This window comes from Streptomyces sp. RFCAC02 (assembly GCF_004193175.1).
Classification (GTDB): Bacteria; Actinomycetota; Actinomycetes; order Streptomycetales; family Streptomycetaceae; genus Streptomyces.
On the sequence record NZ_SAUH01000001.1, the window covers coordinates 5,393,715 to 5,412,004 of the forward strand.

An 18,290-nucleotide genomic window follows, 5' to 3' on the forward strand; every position below is an offset into this window, starting at 1 on the left:
GAGCCGAGGACGAGGTCAGCGGCTTGACGCGGACGCGTCGAAAACTTCCGGCCAACTCACGCCGCCCGGTCCGACGCGGGCCACACGTACGGCAGGTCGTCCGGCACCCCGGGGAACAGCCCCCCGTAGAACCCGGGGTCCTTCCGCACCAGAGCGGAACGGTGGCTCCGGTGGAACGCCTCGTCCCCCAGCCACGGCGGCACCTCGCCCGCCGCCGCCAGCTCCTCCTGCCCCCGCACCGCACCGCCGCGCCCCCCGCCGGCCGCACCGAACCCGGTGACGAGCGACGCCGCGCACGTGTCCGCCCGCCCCGCGGCGGACCACACGGCGCACACCTCCAGCCCGTACCGCACCAGCGCCTCCCGGTACCCGGTCCACATCCGCACGGCCGGATGGTTCCGCCACCCGTATCCGGGAACGGTCAGCCCCCGCAGTACCTGCAACGCCTCCACGCGCTGCTTGCCGAGCCGCCTGGGGTCGAGGACGGCCGCCGAGGCGGCGAAACCCGGGTAGGGCAGAAACGTCTGCATGCCCCCATTCGACGACGTGGCGCCCCCGTCCGCCCGCCCGTTCACCCGACCGCCCGGAGCGCCTCCCCCAGCAGCGCGACGCCCCGCTCGATCTCGGCCGGACCGCACGCCCCGTACCCGAGGACGGCCCCGGCAGGCCCCGGTTCCTGGTGGAACCACGACAACGGCTGCACCTTCACCCCCCGCGCCAGCGCCTCCGCCGCGACCGCGCGGTCGTCCGCCCCGGCTCCGCCGTAGGTCACCATCAGGTGCAGCCCGGCCGCCACGCCGTGCACGACCGCGCCCGGCAGGTGCGCGCGCAGCGCGCCGATCATCGCGTCGCGCCGCCGCCGGTGGCGGGTGCGCAGCAGCCGCACGTGGCGTTCGAGCGCGCCGGAGTCCATGAGGCGGGCGAGCACGAGCTGGGGGACGACGGCGTTGCCGAGGTCGGCGTACCGTTTCGCCGCCGTCAGGGCGTCCCGGTGGCGCGGCGGGGCCACGAGCCACCCGATGCGCAGGGCGGGGGCGAGCAGCTTGGACACGCTCCCGGTGTAGTGCACGTGCTCGGGGAGCAGCGAACGGAGCGCCGGTACGGGCGGCCGGTCGTAGCGGTGTTCCGCGTCGTAGTCGTCCTCGACGATCAGCCCGCCACCGCCGGCCCAGCGCATCAGCTCGCGCCGCCGTCCGCCCGCGAGCACCACCCCCGTGGGGAACTGGTGCGCCGGCGTCACGAGGACGGCCGGGGCGCCCGACGCCCGCAACGCGTCGACGCGCAGGCCGTACGCGTCGACCGGAACGGGCGGTGTGACGAGGCCGGACGCCACGAGGTGCTGCCGTACGCCGAGCGAACCGGGGTCCTCCACGGCCAGCGTCCCCGTGCCGTCGGCCAGCAGCACGCGGGCGATGAGGCCGAGGGCCTGCGCGACGCCCGTGACGATGAGGACGTCCGCCGGGTCGGGCGCGAACCCCCGGTTGCGGGCGAGCCAGGCGGCGACCGCCCGGCGCAGCTCCGGCACGCCGCGCGGGTCGCCGTAGCGGAGGTCCGACGTGGGGAGGCCGGTGAGGACGGCGCGCTCGGTCCGCAGCCAGGCGGCGCGCGGGAACGCGGCCAGGTCCGGGACCCCGGGCGACAGGTCGACGAGGGCGGGGTGCGCGCGCAGCTCCTCGAACACGTCCGTCCCCGGCGTGCCCGAGAACACGCCGGAGCCACCGGCGCGGGGGACCGGTGGCGCGGGGGAGGGGCGGGTCGCCGGGGCGGCCACGACGACCGTGCCGTTGCGGCCCCGGCCCGCCACGAGGCCCCCCTCCGACAGCCGCCGGTACGCCTCCGTCACGACACCGCGCGACACGCGCAGGTCGGCGGCGAGGACCCGGGTCGCGGGGAGACGGGCGCCGACGGGGAGCCGCCCGTCCGCGACGGCCGCCCGCAGGGCGCCCGCCAGCCAGTCCGCGAGCCCGCCCGGCGGGGCGTCGCCGGGGGAGAGCTGGAGGAAGTCCGAACCGGCGTGCGCGGCACGGCTTTCGGACCGGTCGTCCGGGGCGTCTTTGGCTCTGTCCACCGGTGCATTCTCACCGGCACGCTGGCCCCATGGACACCACGATCAGCGCCACCGGCGGCCCCGCCGCCTCCCCGTACGTGCACGGATACTCGGTGGACGAGGCCCGCCGGCTCGGCGACCAGGCCGACTCGCTGGCCGCGCTCCTCCACGCCGGCACGTCCTACCCGCCGGGCAGCCGCGTGCTGGAGGCCGGCTGCGGGGTCGGGGCGCAGACGGCGCACCTGCTGCGGGGCAGCCCGGGCATCCGGCTCACGGCTGTGGACATCGACGCGCGGTCCCTCGCCCGGGCACGGGCGCGGGTCGCGGCCGCCGTACCGGACGCGGAGGTCGAGTGGCGGCGGGCGGACGTGCGGCGGCTGCCGCTGGACGAGCGGTCGTTCGACCACGTCTTCGTCTGCTTCGTCCTCGAACACGTCCCCGACCCGGCGGCCGTGCTGGACGGCCTGCGGCGCGTGCTGCGGCCGGGCGGCACGATCACGGTGATCGAGGGGGACCACGGGTCGGCGTTCTTCCACCCGGACAGCGCCGCCGCGCGGGCCGTGATCCGGGCGCAGACCCGGCTGCAGGCGGCGGCGGGCGGTGACGCGCTGATCGGCCGCCGGCTCCGGCCGCTGCTGACCGCGGCGGGCTTCGCCGGCGTACGGGTCGAGCCGCGCACCGTGTACGCCGACGCGTCACGGCCCGACCTGGTGGAGGGGTTCACCCGCCGTACGTTCACCGCGCTGATGGCGGCGGCCGGGGCGGACGCGGCGGCGGCCGGCTTGATGGACCGCGCGGAATGGGACCGGGGGATCGCCGACCTCCACCGGACGGCCGGGGAGGGGGGAACGTTCCACTACGCCTTCATGAAGGGGACGGCGGTGAAACCGGCCGCCAGGCCGTGACGGACCCCGCCGGGGTCAGGCGTCCCCGTTGAGCGCGGCGGCGGTCAGGACGGTGCCGGCGACACCCCAGCCGCCGTCGGCGACCTCGTCGACGAGCACGACGGTGGTCGGGCGTGCCCGCTCACCGTAGATCTCCGCGAAGAGGTCGGTGGTGCGCTCGACGATCTTCCTCTTGTCCTCGTCGGTGACGGTGCCGGCGGGGACCTTGAAGTGGGCGAAAGGCACGGGGCCTCCCCTTTCATCGTTTCTCATCGGTCGGTTGTGCGTCGTCGGGCGTCGTCGCAGTGCCGGGCGGCGTCCGGCGGCGTCAGACCATGCCGCCGTTCGCGCGCAGGATCTGCCCGTTCACCCAGTGCCCCTCCGGTCCGGTGAGGAAGGCGACGACGCGGGCGATGTCCTCGGGGGTGCCGAGCCGCTCCAGGGGCGGGACCTTGGCGAGCCGGTCGACCTGCTCGTCCGTCTTGCCCTCCAGGAAGAGGTCGGTGGCGGTCGGCCCAGGGGCGACGGTGTTCACGGTGATGTCCCGGCCGCGCAGTTCACGGGCGAGGATCATGGTCATGGCCTCGACGGCGCCCTTGCTCGCCGCGTACGCGCCGTAGGTGGGGAACTGCGTGCCGACCACGGAGGTCGAGAACGCGACGAACGAGCCGCCCGTCCGCAGCCGCCGCGCCGCCTGCTGCGCGACGACGAACGTGCCCCGGATGTTGGTGCGGTGCAGGGCGTCGAGCTCCGCGAGGTCGAGGTCGGCGATGGGCGACAGGACCATCCGGCCCGCGCAGTTGACGACGGCGTCCACGCCGCCGAAGTCCCGCTCGGCGCGGTCGAACAGCGCGGCGACCGCGTGCTCGTCCGCCACGTCGGCCCGGACCGCGACCGCCCGGCCGCCCTCCTCGGTGACGGCCGCGACCGTCTCCTCGGCGGCGGCCGTGTCGCCGGCGTAGTTCACGACGACGGCCATGCCGTCCCGGGCGAGCCGCAGGCTGACCGCCCGGCCGATGCCGCGCGATCCGCCCGTGACGACGGCGACCCGCGCGGCCTGCGCGGGCGGGGTGGAGTCAGGTGTGTTCATGCCTCCAGAGTGAACAGCGCGGGGCGGCGCAACCAGGGGATCCCATCCCCTGTGTCCCCGTCCCGGCCCGGGCGCAGAATGGCGGCATGGCTTCTGCGCGGTACACCGAACTGGGGGAGTTCCTGCGCTCGCGGCGCGCACGCGTCCGGCCGGCCGACGTGGGGCTGCCCACGGGGCCCCGCCGCCGCGTGCCCGGGCTGCGGCGTGAGGAGGTCGCGCAGCTCGCCGGCGCGTCGGTGGACTACTACAACGAGCTGGAGCGCGGCGCCGGGTCGCAGCCGTCCGAGCAGATGATCGCCGCCCTCGCGCGGGCGCTGCGGCTGACGGCCGACGAGCGCGACCACCTCTACCACCTGGCCGACCGGCCGGTGCCGCCCCAGGGCGGTGCCGCGTCGCACGTGCACCCCGGCCTGCTCGACCTGCTCGGACGCCTCACCTCGACGCCGGCGCAGGTCATCACCGACCTGCACGTCACCCTGGTGCAGAACCCGCTCGCCGTGGCCCTGCTCGGGGATCACTCCGGTTTCCACGGCGCGCGGGCCAGCTTCGTCCACCGGTGGTTCACCGAGCCGGGGACCCGGCGGCTGTACCCCGAGGCCGATCACGAGGCGCAGGCGCGCTCCTTCGTCGCCGATCTGCGGGCCGCCGCCGCCCGGCGGGACGCGAAGGACGCCGAGGCCGCCGCGCTGATCGGCGGGCTGCTCAGGACGTCGCCGGAGTTCGCCGCGCTGTGGGCCGAGCACGACGTGGCGGTCCGGCGCAAGGACCGCAAGCGCATCGTCCATCCCGCGCTCGGCCTGATCGAGGTGAACTGCCTCAACCTGTTCAGCGAGGACGGCCGGCAGCGGCTGCTCTGGTTCACCCCCGCGACCGGCACGGAGAGCGCCGGCCTGCTCGACCTGCTCACGGTCATCGGCACGCAGGAGTTCGCCGGCCCCGCGCGCTGAGCGGCCGGCCGGACGACGGGCGCCCCGGGGGAGGGGCGCCGCCGTCCGGCCGGCCGCGGGACCGCCGTTCAGCCGAGGGTCGCCTCGTACGGATCCCAGCCCGCCGGCAGCGGCTCGGGCGCCACGACCTCGCCGAGTCCGGACGGCACCGGCGTGCCGGGCCGCCGCGGCTCCCCGCTCTCCGCGGACTCCGCGATCGCGGTCATCGTCCGCAGCACGTGCAGCGCCAGCGTGCCGGACGCCCGGTGCGGGTCGCCGGCGCGCAGCGCCCGCGCCATCTCCAGGACGCCGAGGCCGCGTCCGGCCGTCGCGCCCTCGACGGGCAGCTCCGTCCAGTCGTCGGCGCCGTTCGGCAGGATCCGCAGGGGGCCGCCGAACGTGTTCGGGTCCGGCACGGCCAGGGTGCCCTCGCTGCCGGTGATCTCGATGACGGTGCGGGGCAGCGACGAGTCGAAGCTGAACGTGGAGTTCGCCCGCGGTCCGGACGCGAACTCCAGCAGGGCGCTGACGTGCGTCGGCACGTTCACGGGGAACTCCTGCCCCGCCTTCGGTCCCGACCCGACGGCCCGCGTGGCCCGCCCCCTGGCCGCCGTCGCCATGACACCGCTGACCGGCCCGAACAGCGCGGTCAGCGCCGTCAGGTAGTAGGGGCCGATGTCGAACAGCGGCCCGCCGCCCGGCTGGTAGAAGAACGCGGGGTCCGGGTGCCACCCCTCGGGGCCGAGGCTCTGCGTCGCCGTGTACGCCGCGACGGGGGTGCCGATCCGGCCCTCCCGCACCGCGCGCAGCGCGGACTGGACGCCGGCGCCGAGGAAGGTGTCCGGTGCGCCCCCGACGCGCAGCCCGCGCTCCGCCGCCTCGGCGAGTACGGCCTCGCCCTCGGCCGGTGTCGCGGTGAGCGGCTTCTCGCCGTAGACGTGCTTCCCGGCCCGCAGCGCGGCGAGGGCCACCTCGGCGTGCGCGACGGGCACCGTCAGGTTGACGACGATCTCGACCTCGGGGACGGCGAGCGCCGCGTCCACGCCGCCGGCGACCGGTACGCCGTGCTCCCGCGCGGCGGCCGCCGCGCGGTCCGGGTCCAGGTCGGCGACGGCCAGCACCCGGACGTCGGGGAACGAGCCGAGCGTGCGCAGGTACTCCCCGCTGATCACGCCGGCGCCGACGATGGCGACGCCGACCGGTCCGCCGCCGCTCACGCCGCCTCCCCGAGGCCGGCGAGGAACGTCCGGCTGCCGTCGAGCGCGTCGAACACGTCGCCGGCGCACTCGTCCAGCTCCACGACGCGCCACGCGTCCGGCGCGGCCGCCAGGATGTCGGCGACGGGCATGGTGCCCGCCCCGACCGCCACGTGCGGCTCGCCCTTCACGCCGGGGCCGTCCTTCACGTGCAGCGCGCGGACCCGGTCGCCGAGGCGGCGCAGCAGCGCGGGGACGTCGGCGCCGCCGACGGCCGCCCAGTACGTGTCGATCTCCAGGACGACGCGCGGGTCGAGCAGGCCGACGAGGGCCTCGATGCCGTGGTGGCCGTCGACGCGCGCCTCGAGCTCCCACCAGTGGTTGTGGTAGCCGAGGGTGAGGCCGTGCCGGCCGGCCCGTTCGGCGAGGCCGTTGAGCACCTCGGCGGCGCGGTGCAGGCCGTCGCGCGAGCCGAAGTCCTCCTCGGGTATGCCGGCCGGGACGATCGCGAGGTCGCCGCCGAGCGTGGCGATGGCCTCCAGGACGCGGTCGGGCTCGTCACCGAGCAGCCCGATGGCGTGCGCGCCCGGCACGGTGAGCCCGAGGCCGTCGGCGACGCGGCGGAACCCCTCGGGGTCGGCGGCCGGGTCGTACGGTTCGACGGCCGTGTAGCCGAGCGCGGCCACACGTGCGAGGGTCCCGTCCCGGTCGGCGGTCAGTGCCTCCCGCAGGGTGTAGAGCTGAACGCCGAGTGGTGGTGCCATGTCGTGCTGCCTTCCGGAACGTCCTGACGTACGGCCGTGGAGAAGCTAATCCGACGAATCCGCTGATGGCAATGTGTTCCGGACGACGGTCCAGGAGCCCGGCGGGGAAAAGGCGTTGCCCCGGCCGCCGGAGTGCTGTCCAATCGCCGGCATGGATCGTCCCGGAGACAGCGACCGCGCCCACGACCCCTATGTCGAGCGGAACGAGACCTACTGGGACCGGGTCGGCGCCGCGGCCCACGGGCCGCTCGCCCGGGCCGCGTGGGCGCGGGACGAGCCCGCCTGGGGTCTGTGGGCCACTCCGGAGTCGGAGGTGTCCGTCCTGCCGGCGACGCTCGCCGGCGCCGACGCCGTCGAACTCGGCTGCGGCACGGCGTACGTCTCGGCCTGGCTGGCGCGCGCGGGCGCGCTGCCGGTCGGCGTGGACGTCTCGGCGGAGCAGCTCGCCACCGCCCGCGCGATGCAGGAGGAGTTCGGCCTCGCCTTTCCGCTGGTGCAGGGCAATGCCGAGCAGGTGCCGTACCCGGACGGCTCGTTCGACTTCGCGATCAGCGAGTTCGGCGCCTCGCTGTGGTGCGATCCCTACGCATGGATCCCGGAGGCGGCGCGGCTGCTGCGGCCCGGCGGCCGGCTCGCGTTCAGCCGTTACTCGCCGACGTACGCCCTGTGCGTGCCGCCCGGCGGGCAGGCGGGGACCACCATGCTGCGCAGCCACTTCGAGCTGGGCAGGCTCGACTGGGGGGAGCGCGTCGAGTTCGTCCTGCCGCACGGGGAGATGCTGCGCCTGCTGCGGAGCTGCGGCTTCGAGGTGGAGGACCTGATCGAGATCCAGGCGCCCGAGCCCGCCCACCGCGACTACGCGGAGGTCTCCGCCGAGTGGGCCAACCAGTGGCCGAGTGAGGAGATCTGGAAGGCGCGCCGCACCGGCTGACGGAGGCCGCCGGGGGCGGTTTCCGCCGGGTTTCGGCCTCCACCGCCCGGGCACGTGTTCGACACCGGTCCAGGACGGAACCGGTACCGGCCGCGCATGGCCAGGACCCGGCCGAAGGAGCAGGAGTGACGCCGATGCACGCCGCCCCCGCACGCCCCGCGACCCCTGCCCACCGCCCGCCCGGCGGCGCCCCGCCGATCGGACGCACCCTCTCGTGCCTGCGCGGCGGAGCGGAGGCGACCGATGCACGATGACGCCATGGACGGCAGCGACGACCGCGCCCGGCGCGACGACCGTGACGAGCGGGAGGACCGTGACGAGCGGGACGGCGCGCACGAGGGCTTCCACGCCGCCCTGCGCGACGAGACGCCGATGGAACGCGCCGACCGCAACTTCGTCGAGCTGCTCCAGGAACTGCGCGTCACCCAGACGGGCGTACAGATCCTCTTCGCGTTCCTCCTCACCCTCGCGTTCAGCGCCCGCTTCCCGTCCCTCGACACCACCCAGCGCGTCACCTACGTGACGACGCTCCTGCTCGCCATGACCGCCACCGTCATGTTCACCGCCCCGCCGCGCTCCACCGGCAGCTCTTCGGCCTGGGCGCCAAACGCACCATCGTGGACACCTCGTCCCGGCTCGCGGGCTACGGCCTGGCGGCGCTCGCCCTGTCGTTCACCGGAGCGCTGCTGCTGGTCGTGGACGTGGTGGCGGGCCGCACGGCGGGCATCATCGTGGCGGTCGGCGCGTTCCTCCTGTGCGGCGCGCTGTGGCTGGTCCTGCCGCAGGCCCTCAGACGCACGGCCGTCGCCCGCTCGCACCCCGCCGGAAAGCCGCCCCGGCGCCGCTGAACCCGGCGTCCGCCGCATCACCGCCGCCCAGCGGGGTACCCGGGGTATTTCACGCCATCGAGGAGCATGCATCCCATCGGGAAGCCGTGAGGAGGCGGAGTCATGAGCCGCTCGCGAGTGGTGATCGTCGGAGCGGGGTTCGCCGGTTATCAGACGGCCAGGACCCTGGCCCGCAAGGCCCGCGACAAACTGGACATCGTCCTGCTGAACCCCACCGACTATTTCCTGTACCTGCCGCTGCTGCCGCAGGTCGCGGCCGGCATCCTGGAGCCGCGCCGCGTCACCGTGTCGCTCACCGGGACCCTGCCGGGCGTGCGGCTCGTGCTGGGGGAGGCACACGGCGTCGACCTGGACACGCGGCGCGTGCGCTACACCGACCCCGAGGACAACGAGGGCGAGCTGGACTACGACACGCTGGTGCTGTCCGTCGGCAGTGTCAGCCGGCTGCTGCCGATCCCCGGCGTCGCCGAGCACGCCCGCGGCTTCCGCGGTCTGCCCGAGGCCCTCTACCTGCGCGACCACATCGTCCGCCAGCTCGAACTCGCGGCCGGCGCGAAGGACGAGGCGGAGGCGCGCGCCCGCAGCAACTTCGTCGTCGTCGGCGCCGGGTACACCGGCACCGAGCTGGCGGCGCACGGCGCGATGTTCGCCGACTCCCTCGCCAAGCGCAATGCGCGCGCCGGCCGGGCCGTGAAGCCGCGCTGGACCCTGCTCGACATCGCGCCCCGCGTCCTGCCCGAGCTGGACGAACGGCTCTCCCGCACCGCCGACCGCGTCCTGCGGCAGCGCGGCGTGGACGTGCGCATGGAGACGTCCGTGAAGGAGGCCCACCACAACGGGGTGGTCCTCACCGACAACTCCGAGGTGGACACGCGCACGCTCATCTGGTGCGTGGGCGTGCGGCCGGACCCGCTGGTCGCCGACGTGGGCCTGCCGACCGAGCGCGGCCGGGTCTGCGTCGACGAGTTCCTGAACGTCCCGGGCCATCCCGAGGTGTTCGCGTGCGGCGACGCGGCGGCCGTCCCGGACCTGACCAAACCCGGGTCGTACACGCCGATGACCGCGCAGCACGCCTGGCGGCACGGCAAGACGGCGGCCCGCAACGTCCTCGCGCACCACGGGGTGGGCGAGCGGCAGCCGTACGTCCACCACGACAAGGGGTTCGTCGTGGACCTGGGCGGCTTCCAGGCCGCGGCCAACCCGATGCACGTGGCGATGTCGGGACCCCTGGCCGGCGCCGTCACGCGCGGCTACCACCTGCTCGCCATGCCGAGCAACCGGGTGCGGGTCGCCGCCGACTGGATCCTGGAGGCGGTCCAGCCGCGGCAGGCCGTCCAGCTCGGGATGGTCAGGTCCGGGTCCGTACCGATCGACACGGCGAGCCCGGAGCTGGCGCGGGTCTTCCGCGACCAGCAGTCGGGCCGTCAGGTGGCCGGCGACGGGGCGGGCCGGGGGCGCGACGCCGCCTGAGCCCGCGCCACGCGCCGGTGCCCGGGTGCCACGGCAGTACGCCGCGGGACCCGGGCACCGGTCCGCCGGGGGTCAGGCGGCCACGCCGTCCACCTCGCGGTCCCAGTGCCGGTGGTTCGCCAGCGCCTCGGTGAACGTCTCGGCGACCTCGGTGGGACCCGCGCCGCCGCCCGCCGACACCACGCCGTGGTCGTCGACCACGCCGTCGCCGTCCTCGGCCAGCCGGACGCCCGGCAGCCGCAGCGTGCGCAGCAGCTCCACGGCGTCCCCGACCGCCGCGACGGTCTTGTTGTGCGCGAACGCCTCGGTGAGGTAGTGGACGGCCCTGCCGTTCGCCGCCAGGGTCCTGACGCTCTCCTCGCCGCCGGCCAGCACCACGCCGTCGTACAGCGTGGACGCCATCGTCGTGAGGGCCTTGTCCGCGGCGACGGTCCCGCCGTCCGCCGTCCTCAGCTCGCCCGGGTGCGGCGCCAGCACCTCGGCGATGACGCCCGCCGCGGTGAGCGTGTCGCGCAGCGCCCGCACGTCGGCCGCGGACACGCCGTCCGCCGCGAGGACGGCGACCTTGCGCGTGGCGGGGCCGAGGCCCTCCTGCCCGGCCATGCTGAGGGCGGGGGAGGAGCGCCCGTGGTTCGGGATCGCGGGGCCGGCCGGCGGGGTCAGCCCGAGCCCCTCGGCCACCCGGGTGGCGAGGTCGTTGTCGATGTGGTTGAGCCGGTCCACCGTCCGCTCGCGGATCTCCCGCGTGTCCACCTTCCCCAGTTCGAAGCGGTAGGCGGCGACGATGTGCTCCTTCTCCCAGTCGGCCATGCTGTTCCAGAACAGCGTCGCCTGGCTGTAGTGGTCGTTGAAACTCTCGCTGCGCTTGCGGATCTTCGCGCCGTCGACGCGCTCCGCATAGTGCAGGTACGCGCCGTGGTCCGGGGAGGCGACGGCCGGGCAGCCGCCGCTGAGGGAGTTCGGGGCGTACGCGGCGCGCGCGGGGTGGATGCGCTGCTGGCCGTAGCCGTCGCGCTGGTTGTTGCGCACGGTCGCGACCGGCCGGTTGACCGGGAGCTGCTCGAAGTTCGGGCCGCCCAGCCGGATGAGCTGGGTGTCGAGGTAGGAGAAGTTCCGGCCCTGGAGCAGCGGGTCGTTGGTGAAGTCGATGCCCGGCACGACGTGCGCGGTGTGGAAGGCGATCTGCTCCGTCTCCGCGAAGAAGTTGTCCGGGTTGCGGTCCAGCGTCATCTTCCCGATCGGCCGGACCGGCACGATCTCCTCGGGGATGATCTTGGTGGGGTCCAGGAGGTCGAAGTCGAACGCGAACTCGTCCTTCTCCGGTACGAGCTGCACGCCCAGCTCGTACTCGGGGAAGTTGCCGGTCTCGATGGCCTCCCACAGGTCGCGCCGGTTGAAGTCCGGGTCCTGCCCGCCGATCTTCTGGCACTCGTCCCACACCAGCGAGTGCGTGCCGAGCAGCGGCTTCCAGTGGAACTTCACGAACGTCCCGCACCCCTGCGCGTCGACGAACCTGAAGGTGTGCACGCCGAAGCCCTGCATCATGCGGTAGCTGCGGGGCAGAGCGCGGTCCGACATGAGCCACAGCACCATGTGCATCGACTCCGGCTGGAGCGACACGAAGTCCCAGAACGTGTCGTGCGCCGACTGGGCCTGCGGGATCTCGTTGTTCGGCTCGGGCTTCACCGCGTGCACGAAGTCGGGGAACTTGATGGCGTCCTGGATGAAGAAGACGGGCATGTTGTTGCCCACCAGGTCGTAGTTGCCCTCGCGGGTGTAGAACTTCGTCGCGAAGCCGCGCACGTCCCTGACCGTGTCGGCGGAGCCGCGCGAGCCCGCCACCGTCGAGAAGCGCACGAAGACCGGCGTGCTGCGGTCCGGGTCCTGCAGGAAGTCCGCCTTCGTGAACTCGGCGAGCGACTCGTACGGCCGGAAGTGGCCGTACGCGCCCGCGCCCCGGGCGTGCACGACCCGTTCGGGGATGCGCTCGTGGTCGAAGTGGGTGATCTTCTCGCGGAAGTGGAAGTCCTCCATCAGCGTCGGGCCGCGCTCGCCCGCGCTCAGCGAGTTGTCCGTGTCGTGGAGCCGGGTCCCGGAGTTCGTCGTCAGGTGGCCGTCCTCGGGACGGTCGCGCAGCGGGTCGAGCTGCTCCTGCTTCTCCGGCGTCCGGCCGCCCTGGTCCTGCTGGGGCATCTGTGTGCCTGTCCTTCCCGTCGCAGGGGCGAAAACCGCCCTCCCGGCTAACCCTGCCCGACAGGAACAAACGTCACAAACCGGCCTGATCCGCATCGGATCCCGCGTCCGGTGCCCCCGTCACCGCCCCCAGGGCCGGCAGCAGCCCGTCCGCCGGGTCCGGCGCCGCCGCCAGCCACCTGCGGCGCACGGCGGCCGCCCGCGCGCCGCGCCCCAGGCACCATGCGAGCCACCCGTCCAGCCGCCGTTCGTCCAGCCGCTCCGCCGGGACGACCGCAGGCCAGCCGCACGCCCGCGCCTGCGCCGTCACCTTCGCGCCGCCGCGCACCGGATCGACCGCCACCGGCGGCACCCCCGCCCGCAGCGCCAGCACCAGGCCGTGCAGCCGGTCCGTCACCACCGCGTCCATGCGCTCCAGGGCGGACAGGAACTGCGCCGGCGTCGCGCACAGCCGTCCGTCGGACGTGTCGAGCCGCGTCTCCAGGACGACCGGCGCGCACCGCGTGTCCGCGAGCCACGCCGTGACCCGCTCCGCGACCTCCCCGTGCGCGCGCCGTGCCCCGTACTCCCGCTGGCCCTGCGTCAGCACCAGACCCACGACGGGCGTGCGCGGCTCGGCCGGTGCCCGCAGCGACAGATCGGCCGCCGGCGCGCGGCCGGCCGCGTCCCGCGCCAGCACCGCGTCGAAACCGGTCACCGCCGGGTCGTCCGGGTCGATCACGGACACGCCGACGGCGACCCGGCGGCACCCGGCGAACCGCTCGTGCAGCCCGGCGACCAGCGGCCCGTGCAGCGGCCCGCACACGAAGACCAGCCGCTCGTAGTCCGCCGGCCGCGCGTCCTCAAGCGCGAGCCCGTCCGGCCGGAACCCGGGACTCCACGCCACGTCGTACGGCACGCCCCGCCCGTCGAGCACCGCGAGGACACGGCGCAGCGCCAGCACGTCACCGGCCGTCGCCTCGCCGTCAAGGAAACTGAACCACCCCGTCACCAGGGTCCGCCCGACCTCGCTCACCATCGCCACCGGGTCCCCGTGCCGCCGCCCGCCAAACGTTTCGGGCCGCCCGCCACGGGCACTCGGCCGCCGTGCCGCACGACCCGCCGATCGCCGTCGTGATCGCGACCCACAACCGTTCCGCCCGGCTCGCCCGCACGCTGGAGCGGCTCACCGCCCTGCCCGAGCGGCCCGAGGTCCTGGTGGTGGACAACGCCTCGACCGACGGCACGCGCGCCATGGTCGCCGACCGCTTCCCCGGCGTCGGGCTGCTCCCGCTGTCCGCGAACGTCGGCCCCCTCGCCCGCAACGCCGGGGTCCGCGCCGTGCACCGGCCCTACGTGGCGTTCTCCGACGACGACTCCTGGTGGGAGCCCGGCGCCCTCGCCGAGGCCGTACGCCTGCTGGACGCCGACCCGCGCATCGGTCTCCTCGCCGCCCGCACCGTCGTCGGCGCCGAACGCACCCCCGACCCGGTCAACTCCGCCCTCGCCGCCTCCCCTCTCACCGGACCCGCGGGACTCCCGGGCCCCCCGGTCCTCGGCTTCCTCGGCTGCGCGGCCATCGCCCGCCGCACCGCCTACCTCGCGGCCGGCGGCTACCACCCGCTGCTGTTCATCGGCGGCGAGGAGACCCTCCTCGCGTACGACATCACCGTCGCCGGGTGGCTCGTCACCTACGCGCCGGAGGTCACCGCCGTCCACGAGCCCGCCGACGACCCGAGGCCCGAGCGCCGCGCCACGGTCCGCCGCGCGCAGAACCTCACCACCTGGCTGCGCCGCCCGCTGCCCGTCGCCCTGCGCGACACCTGGGACCTGGTGCGCGAGGCGCCCACCGACCCCGCCGCGCGCGCCGCCCTCGGCCAGGTCATGCCCCGCCTCCCCGCCGCCTGGCGCGCCCGGCGGCCCCTGCCGCCCGACGTGGAGGCCGACGTCCGCCTGCTGGAGCGCACCCATGCCACGTCCTGACCCGCCGCCCGGGCACGACCCGCGCGTCACCGTCGTCCTGATCACCCACAACCGCCGCGACGAACTCCTGCGCACCCTCGGCCGCCTCACCGCGCTGCCGGAGCGCCCGCGCGTCATCGTCGTGGACAACGGCTCGTCGGACGGCAGCGCGCGGGCCGCCGCCGAGGCCCACCCGGAGGTGCGCGTCCTCACCCCGGGCGCCAACCTCGGTGCGGTCGGCCGCAACCTCGCGCTGCGCGAGGTCACCACCCCGTACACGGCCTTCTGCGACGACGACACCTGGTGGGAGCCCGGGTCCCTGCGCGCCGCCGCCGACCTGCTGGAGTCCCACCCCACCGTCGCCACGGTCACGGCCCGCATCATCGTGGAGCCGGGCGGCACCGACGACCCCATCGTGGAGGAGCTGCGCACCTCGCCGCTGCCCCGGCCCGACCACCTGCCGGGGCCGGCCCTCGGCTCGTTCCTCGCCGGCGCGACCGTCGTCCGTACGGACGCGTTCCGCGCCGCCGGCGGCTTCTCGCCCCGCCTGTGGCTCGGCGGGGAGGAGGAACTGCTCGCCGCCGACCTCATGACGGCCGGGTGGTGGCTCGTCTACGCCGAGGACCTGCGCGTGCACCACGAGCCGTCCGCGCTGCGCGACCCCACGCGCCGCCGCGCGGACGGCATCCGCAACACGCTCTGGTACACGTGGCTCCGCCGCCCGCCCGGCGCCGTCCTGCGCCGTACGGCGCACCTGCTGCGGACCGTCCCGCACGACCGCACCTCCGCCCTCGCGGTGCTGCGGGCCGTGGCGGGCCTGCCGTGGGTCCTGCTGGAGCGCAGGGCCGTCCCCGGCGAGGTGGAGGAGCGGCTGCGCCTGCTGGAGGAGACGCAGCGGACCTCCCGGGCACGCCGCTACGTCGGCTGACGCCCGGCCGCCGCCGCGTCCAGCGCGTCGAGGGCGGCCATGACCTCGGGGGGCGTGATCCGCAGCAGCCGCGGGTCCGGTTCCGCGCCGTGGGCGTCCCCGGGGCGCGCGGTGACCGGCCCCGCGCCGGGGTGCCACAGCACGCGGTGGCGCGGCAGGCCGGGCGGCCCCCACAGCGCGGGGGAGACCGGGCCGAACAGGACGACGGACGGCGTGCCGAGGGCCGTCGCGAGGTGCGCGATGCCCGTGTCGCCCACGACGACGGCCCGCGCCCCCGCGACCAGCGCCATGAGCGTCGGGAACGGCACGCCCGCGAGCACGGCCGTCGCCGGCAGCCCCGCCGCGTCCGCCACGCGGTGGGCCAGCGCCCGTTCGGACGGACCGCCCGTGACGACCACGGTGCGCCCGGCGGCGCGCAGGTCGCGGCCGACGGCGGCGAACCGTTCCGCCGGCCACCGCCGCGCGCCGGCGTCCGCGCCGGGGTGCAGGACGACGGCACCGGGCGCCGGCGACGGCACGGGCGGCGGCGCGATCCGCAGGTCATCGGGGTCCGCCGGGATGCCGTGGTGGACCAGCAGGCGGCACCAGCGCGCCCGTTCGTGCTCGGTCTCGTGCCAGGCGGGGCCGTCCGCCGCCGCGTACGCCAGCAGCCGGCGCGGGCGCAGCGCCCGCAGTGGAGCGGCGCTCTCCGGGCCGCACCCGTGCAGATCGACGGCGCACGCCGGAGGCGCGCCAGTCCAGGGCACGCGCGGAGGGACAGCACGGCCCGGCGCCGCCACCGGCAGCAGACCGTCCACCGCCCCCGTCGCCGCCACCGCGGGCCGCAGCGCCTCCGGCGCGGCCAGCAGCAGCCGGTGCCCGGGGTACGCGCGCCGCAGCCCGCGCAGCGCGGGGACGGCCGTCAGCAGGTCGCCGAGCCCGAGCGCCCGCAGCGCGACGACCGTGGGCGGCCCGGCGGGGGAGGGGACGCTCACCGGCCGGTACGGGCCGCGCGGCGGGCGAGTTCCGTGGTGGAGCGGCCGTCCAGGTACGGCAGGACGAGCGTCTGCCCGCCCCACTCGCGCAGCGCGGCGGCCTCCGGCAGATCGCTGACGCGGTAGTCGCCGCCCTTGACCCAGACGTCGGGACGCAGCTCCCGCAGCAGCGCCTCCGGCGTGTCCTCGCCGAACTCGGCGACCGCGTCAACGCAGCCGAGGCCGCCCAGCACCCGGACGCGGTCGGCGGCCGGGTTCAGCGGACGCCCCGGACCCTTCAGGCGGCGCACGGACGCGTCGGAGTTCACGCACACCACCAGGCAGTCCCCGGTGCGGCGCGCGTTCTCCAGGAACTGGACGTGGCCCGCGTGCAGCAGGTCGAAGCAGCCGCCGGCCGCGACGACCGTCCCGCCGCGCGCCCGCACCTCCTGGATCAGCGCGCGGATGCCCGCCAGGTCGCGCGGCACCCCGCCGCCCGGCGCCAGGGCGCCCGGCCGGGGCGCGCCGCCCTGGTCCGCGAGCCCCGCCACGCCGCCGCCCGCCACGAAGGCGGCGGCGGCCGCCACCGCGCGGCCCACGGCCTCGGACGGCAGCCCGCCGTCGGCCAGCGCGATCGCCGCGGTCGCGGCGAAGCAGTCGCCGGCGCCGCAGGGGTCGCACTCGCCCGCCGCGGCGACCGGCACGTACTGGGGCTCGTCGGAGTCGGCGTGCAGGAGGACCGCGCCGCGCTCGCCCAGCGTCACGGCGACCGACGCGGCCCGCCACCGCTCGGCGAGCAGCGCGCCGCGCAGGGCGTGCCCGCCCAGCGTGCCGTCACCGTCGTCCAGGGCGGCCCCGGGGGCGCGCGGGCAGTGCTCGCGCACGAACCGGCGCGCCTCGTGCTCGTTCGGCGTGACGAGCCGCGCGTGCGGGACCGGGCCGCGCCCGCGCGGATGCGGGTCCCACACGAGGGGCACGCGCCGCGCGGCGTCCGCCAGCGCGTCCCGCACCGCGTCCGCCGCGCCCCGGCCGTAGTCGGCCACCAGGACGGCGCCCGCGCCGGCGAGCGCGGCGCGCACGGCCGGACCCGGCGGCCCGGCCGTGCCGCCGCCCCGGTCCATCCGGACCAGCGGACGGCCGTCCGCCAGCACCCGGGACTTGACCGGCAGCGTGCCGGCCAGCGGAAGCTCCACCAGGCGGACGTGCGGCGCCAGCATCGCGCGGACCGCCTCGCTCGCCGGGTCGGCGCCCAGGGCCGTGACGAGGACGACCTCCCGCCCGTCGCGCGCCGCGAGCAGGGCGGCCAGCCCCGCCCCGCCGGGGCGGCGGCGTTCCGCGCCGACCTCGACGACCGGCACCGGCGCGTCCGGCGCGAGCCGCGTCGCCTCGCCCGTCACGTCCTCGTCCAGCAGCACGTCGCCCACGACGACGAGCGGGCCGCGCGCGCTCACGCCGCGTCCCGCCGGGTCGTCAGCACGGCGGGCGCCGGCGGCGCGTCCGGCGCCTCCGGGCTCGCCGCCCGCGCCTCGGCCGGCGCCTCGGACAGCGCCTCGTCGAACGCCTCGCACACCACGTGCAGCGCCACGAGATGCGTCTCCTGCACGGTCGCGGTGCTCGGCGAGTCCACGCTGAGGACGGAGTCCGCCTGCGCGGCCAGCGGGTTCGGCACCGGGCCGGTCATGGCCCACACCCGTACGCCCGCCTCGCGCGCCGCCGTGGCCGCGCTCAGCAGGTTGTCGCTGCGGCCCGACGTGGACATCAGGACCAGCACGTCGCCCGGCCTGCCGTGGGCGGCGACCTGGCGCGCGAACACGTCGTCGAAACCGTAGTCGTTGCCGATCGCCGTCAGCGCCGAGGTCTCCGCGTGCAGCGAGATCGCCGAGAACGGCCGGCGGTCGGCCGCGTACCGGCCCACCAGCTCCGCCGTCAGGTGCTGGGCCTGCGCCGCGGATCCGCCGTTGCCGGCGGCGAGGAGCCGCCCGCCCGCCGACAGGGCGGACGCGAGGTGCCGGCCCCAGGAGACGGCCCGCGGCAGACCGTCCCCGTCGTCCCGGAAGCCCAGAAGCGCGTCCTGCAGCGACTGGCAGTGCCGCTGCGCGCTGCGCGGTGCGTGCATGGT

The 18,290-nt window shown here is 76.1% G+C and carries 17 protein-coding genes and 1 pseudogene; 7 read left to right on the forward strand and 11 right to left on the reverse strand.

Going from position 1 to position 18,290, the window contains the following annotated elements:
- Nucleotides 1–56: 56 nt before the first annotated feature.
- Entirely contained in the window at nucleotides 57–530 is a 474-nt protein-coding gene (locus tag EMA09_RS24975; protein WP_129843216.1) for an MSMEG_6728 family protein, read from the reverse strand.
- 41 nt (nucleotides 531–571) lie between these two features.
- Nucleotides 572–2,068, reverse strand: coding sequence for a PLP-dependent aminotransferase family protein (locus EMA09_RS24980; RefSeq protein WP_129843217.1), 1,497 nt, complete (start codon nucleotides 2,066–2,068; stop codon nucleotides 572–574).
- Between the two features lie 29 nt (nucleotides 2,069–2,097).
- Between EMA09_RS24980 and EMA09_RS24985 the strand changes: the two genes are divergently transcribed.
- Entirely contained in the window at nucleotides 2,098–2,952 is an 855-nt protein-coding gene (locus EMA09_RS24985; protein WP_129843218.1) for a methyltransferase domain-containing protein, read from the forward strand.
- 15 nt (nucleotides 2,953–2,967) lie between these two features.
- Here EMA09_RS24985 and EMA09_RS24990 read toward each other — a convergent pair whose 3' ends face one another.
- Nucleotides 2,968–3,177, reverse strand: a complete 210-nt coding sequence (locus tag EMA09_RS24990) for a 4-oxalocrotonate tautomerase family protein (protein WP_129843219.1) — start codon at nucleotides 3,175–3,177, stop codon at nucleotides 2,968–2,970.
- Between the two features lie 82 nt (nucleotides 3,178–3,259).
- On the reverse strand, nucleotides 3,260–4,021 hold the full coding sequence (locus EMA09_RS24995; protein ID WP_129843220.1) for an SDR family oxidoreductase: 762 nt from the start codon (nucleotides 4,019–4,021) through the stop codon (nucleotides 3,260–3,262).
- 86 nt (nucleotides 4,022–4,107) lie between these two features.
- Between EMA09_RS24995 and EMA09_RS25000 the strand changes: the two genes are divergently transcribed.
- Nucleotides 4,108–4,968 (forward strand): helix-turn-helix transcriptional regulator, encoded by an 861-nt coding sequence (locus EMA09_RS25000; protein WP_129843221.1) that lies wholly within the window; start codon nucleotides 4,108–4,110, stop codon nucleotides 4,966–4,968.
- Between the two features lie 68 nt (nucleotides 4,969–5,036).
- Here the strand turns inward: EMA09_RS25000 and EMA09_RS25005 are convergent, their stop codons facing one another.
- The gene (locus EMA09_RS25005; protein WP_129843222.1) at nucleotides 5,037–6,164 is read right to left on the reverse strand and encodes a Gfo/Idh/MocA family oxidoreductase; all 1,128 of its coding nucleotides are present in this window, start codon (nucleotides 6,162–6,164) and stop codon (nucleotides 5,037–5,039) included.
- Nucleotides 6,161–6,907 carry a sugar phosphate isomerase/epimerase gene (locus EMA09_RS25010; RefSeq protein ID WP_129843223.1) on the reverse strand — a complete coding sequence of 249 codons (747 nt, stop codon included), beginning with the start codon at nucleotides 6,905–6,907 and terminating at the stop codon, nucleotides 6,161–6,163. Before EMA09_RS25010 ends, EMA09_RS25005 begins: the two co-directional genes overlap by 4 nt.
- A gap of 151 nt (nucleotides 6,908–7,058) precedes the next feature.
- Here EMA09_RS25010 and EMA09_RS25015 point away from each other — a divergent pair, with 151 nt between their 5' ends.
- The 3 genes and pseudogenes from EMA09_RS25015 to EMA09_RS25025 all read left to right on the forward strand — a co-directional run bounded on the left by EMA09_RS25015 (nucleotide 7,059) and on the right by EMA09_RS25025 (nucleotide 10,156).
- Entirely contained in the window at nucleotides 7,059–7,838 is a 780-nt protein-coding gene (locus EMA09_RS25015) for a class I SAM-dependent methyltransferase (RefSeq protein WP_129843224.1), read from the forward strand.
- Nucleotides 7,839–8,210: 372 nt separating this feature from the next.
- A pseudogene (locus tag EMA09_RS25020) lies at nucleotides 8,211–8,686 on the forward strand (DUF6328 family protein).
- 102 nt (nucleotides 8,687–8,788) lie between these two features.
- The gene (locus EMA09_RS25025; protein ID WP_129843225.1) at nucleotides 8,789–10,156 is read left to right on the forward strand and encodes an NAD(P)/FAD-dependent oxidoreductase; all 1,368 of its coding nucleotides are present in this window, start codon (nucleotides 8,789–8,791) and stop codon (nucleotides 10,154–10,156) included.
- Nucleotides 10,157–10,228: 72 nt separating this feature from the next.
- Here EMA09_RS25025 and EMA09_RS25030 read toward each other — a convergent pair whose 3' ends face one another.
- Together EMA09_RS25030 and EMA09_RS29360 are read right to left on the reverse strand one after the other, a co-directional pair.
- Complete coding sequence (locus tag EMA09_RS25030; protein ID WP_129843226.1) at nucleotides 10,229–12,349, reverse strand: catalase; 2,121 nt, start codon at nucleotides 12,347–12,349, stop codon at nucleotides 10,229–10,231.
- Nucleotides 12,350–12,422: 73 nt separating this feature from the next.
- On the reverse strand, nucleotides 12,423–13,367 hold the full coding sequence (locus tag EMA09_RS29360; protein WP_129843227.1) for a polysaccharide pyruvyl transferase family protein: 945 nt from the start codon (nucleotides 13,365–13,367) through the stop codon (nucleotides 12,423–12,425).
- 68 nt (nucleotides 13,368–13,435) lie between these two features.
- Here EMA09_RS29360 and EMA09_RS25040 point away from each other — a divergent pair, with 68 nt between their 5' ends.
- Both EMA09_RS25040 and EMA09_RS25045 read left to right on the forward strand, forming a co-directional pair.
- Nucleotides 13,436–14,311: a glycosyltransferase gene (locus EMA09_RS25040; RefSeq protein ID WP_129843228.1), complete on the forward strand. Its 876-nt coding sequence runs from the start codon at nucleotides 13,436–13,438 to the stop codon at nucleotides 14,309–14,311.
- Nucleotides 14,298–15,218, forward strand: coding sequence for a glycosyltransferase (locus EMA09_RS25045; RefSeq protein ID WP_129843229.1), 921 nt, complete (start codon nucleotides 14,298–14,300; stop codon nucleotides 15,216–15,218). Before EMA09_RS25040 ends, EMA09_RS25045 begins: the two co-directional genes overlap by 14 nt.
- On the opposite strand, the gene EMA09_RS25050 is transcribed toward EMA09_RS25045, so the two are convergent.
- The 3 genes from EMA09_RS25050 to EMA09_RS25060 are packed head-to-tail and all read right to left on the reverse strand — an operon-like array spanning nucleotide 15,206 to nucleotide 18,287.
- The gene (locus tag EMA09_RS25050) at nucleotides 15,206–16,192 is read right to left on the reverse strand and encodes a glycosyltransferase family 9 protein (RefSeq protein ID WP_129843230.1); all 987 of its coding nucleotides are present in this window, start codon (nucleotides 16,190–16,192) and stop codon (nucleotides 15,206–15,208) included. The two genes, EMA09_RS25045 and EMA09_RS25050, sit on opposite strands and share 13 nt — an antisense overlap.
- Complete coding sequence (gene rfaE2 / locus EMA09_RS25055; protein WP_129843231.1) at nucleotides 16,189–17,622, reverse strand: D-glycero-beta-D-manno-heptose 1-phosphate adenylyltransferase; 1,434 nt, start codon at nucleotides 17,620–17,622, stop codon at nucleotides 16,189–16,191. Before rfaE2 ends, EMA09_RS25050 begins: the two co-directional genes overlap by 4 nt.
- Nucleotides 17,619–18,287, reverse strand: coding sequence for an SIS domain-containing protein (locus tag EMA09_RS25060; RefSeq protein ID WP_129843232.1), 669 nt, complete (start codon nucleotides 18,285–18,287; stop codon nucleotides 17,619–17,621). Before EMA09_RS25060 ends, rfaE2 begins: the two co-directional genes overlap by 4 nt.
- Between the last annotated feature and the right edge of the window lie 3 nt (nucleotides 18,288–18,290).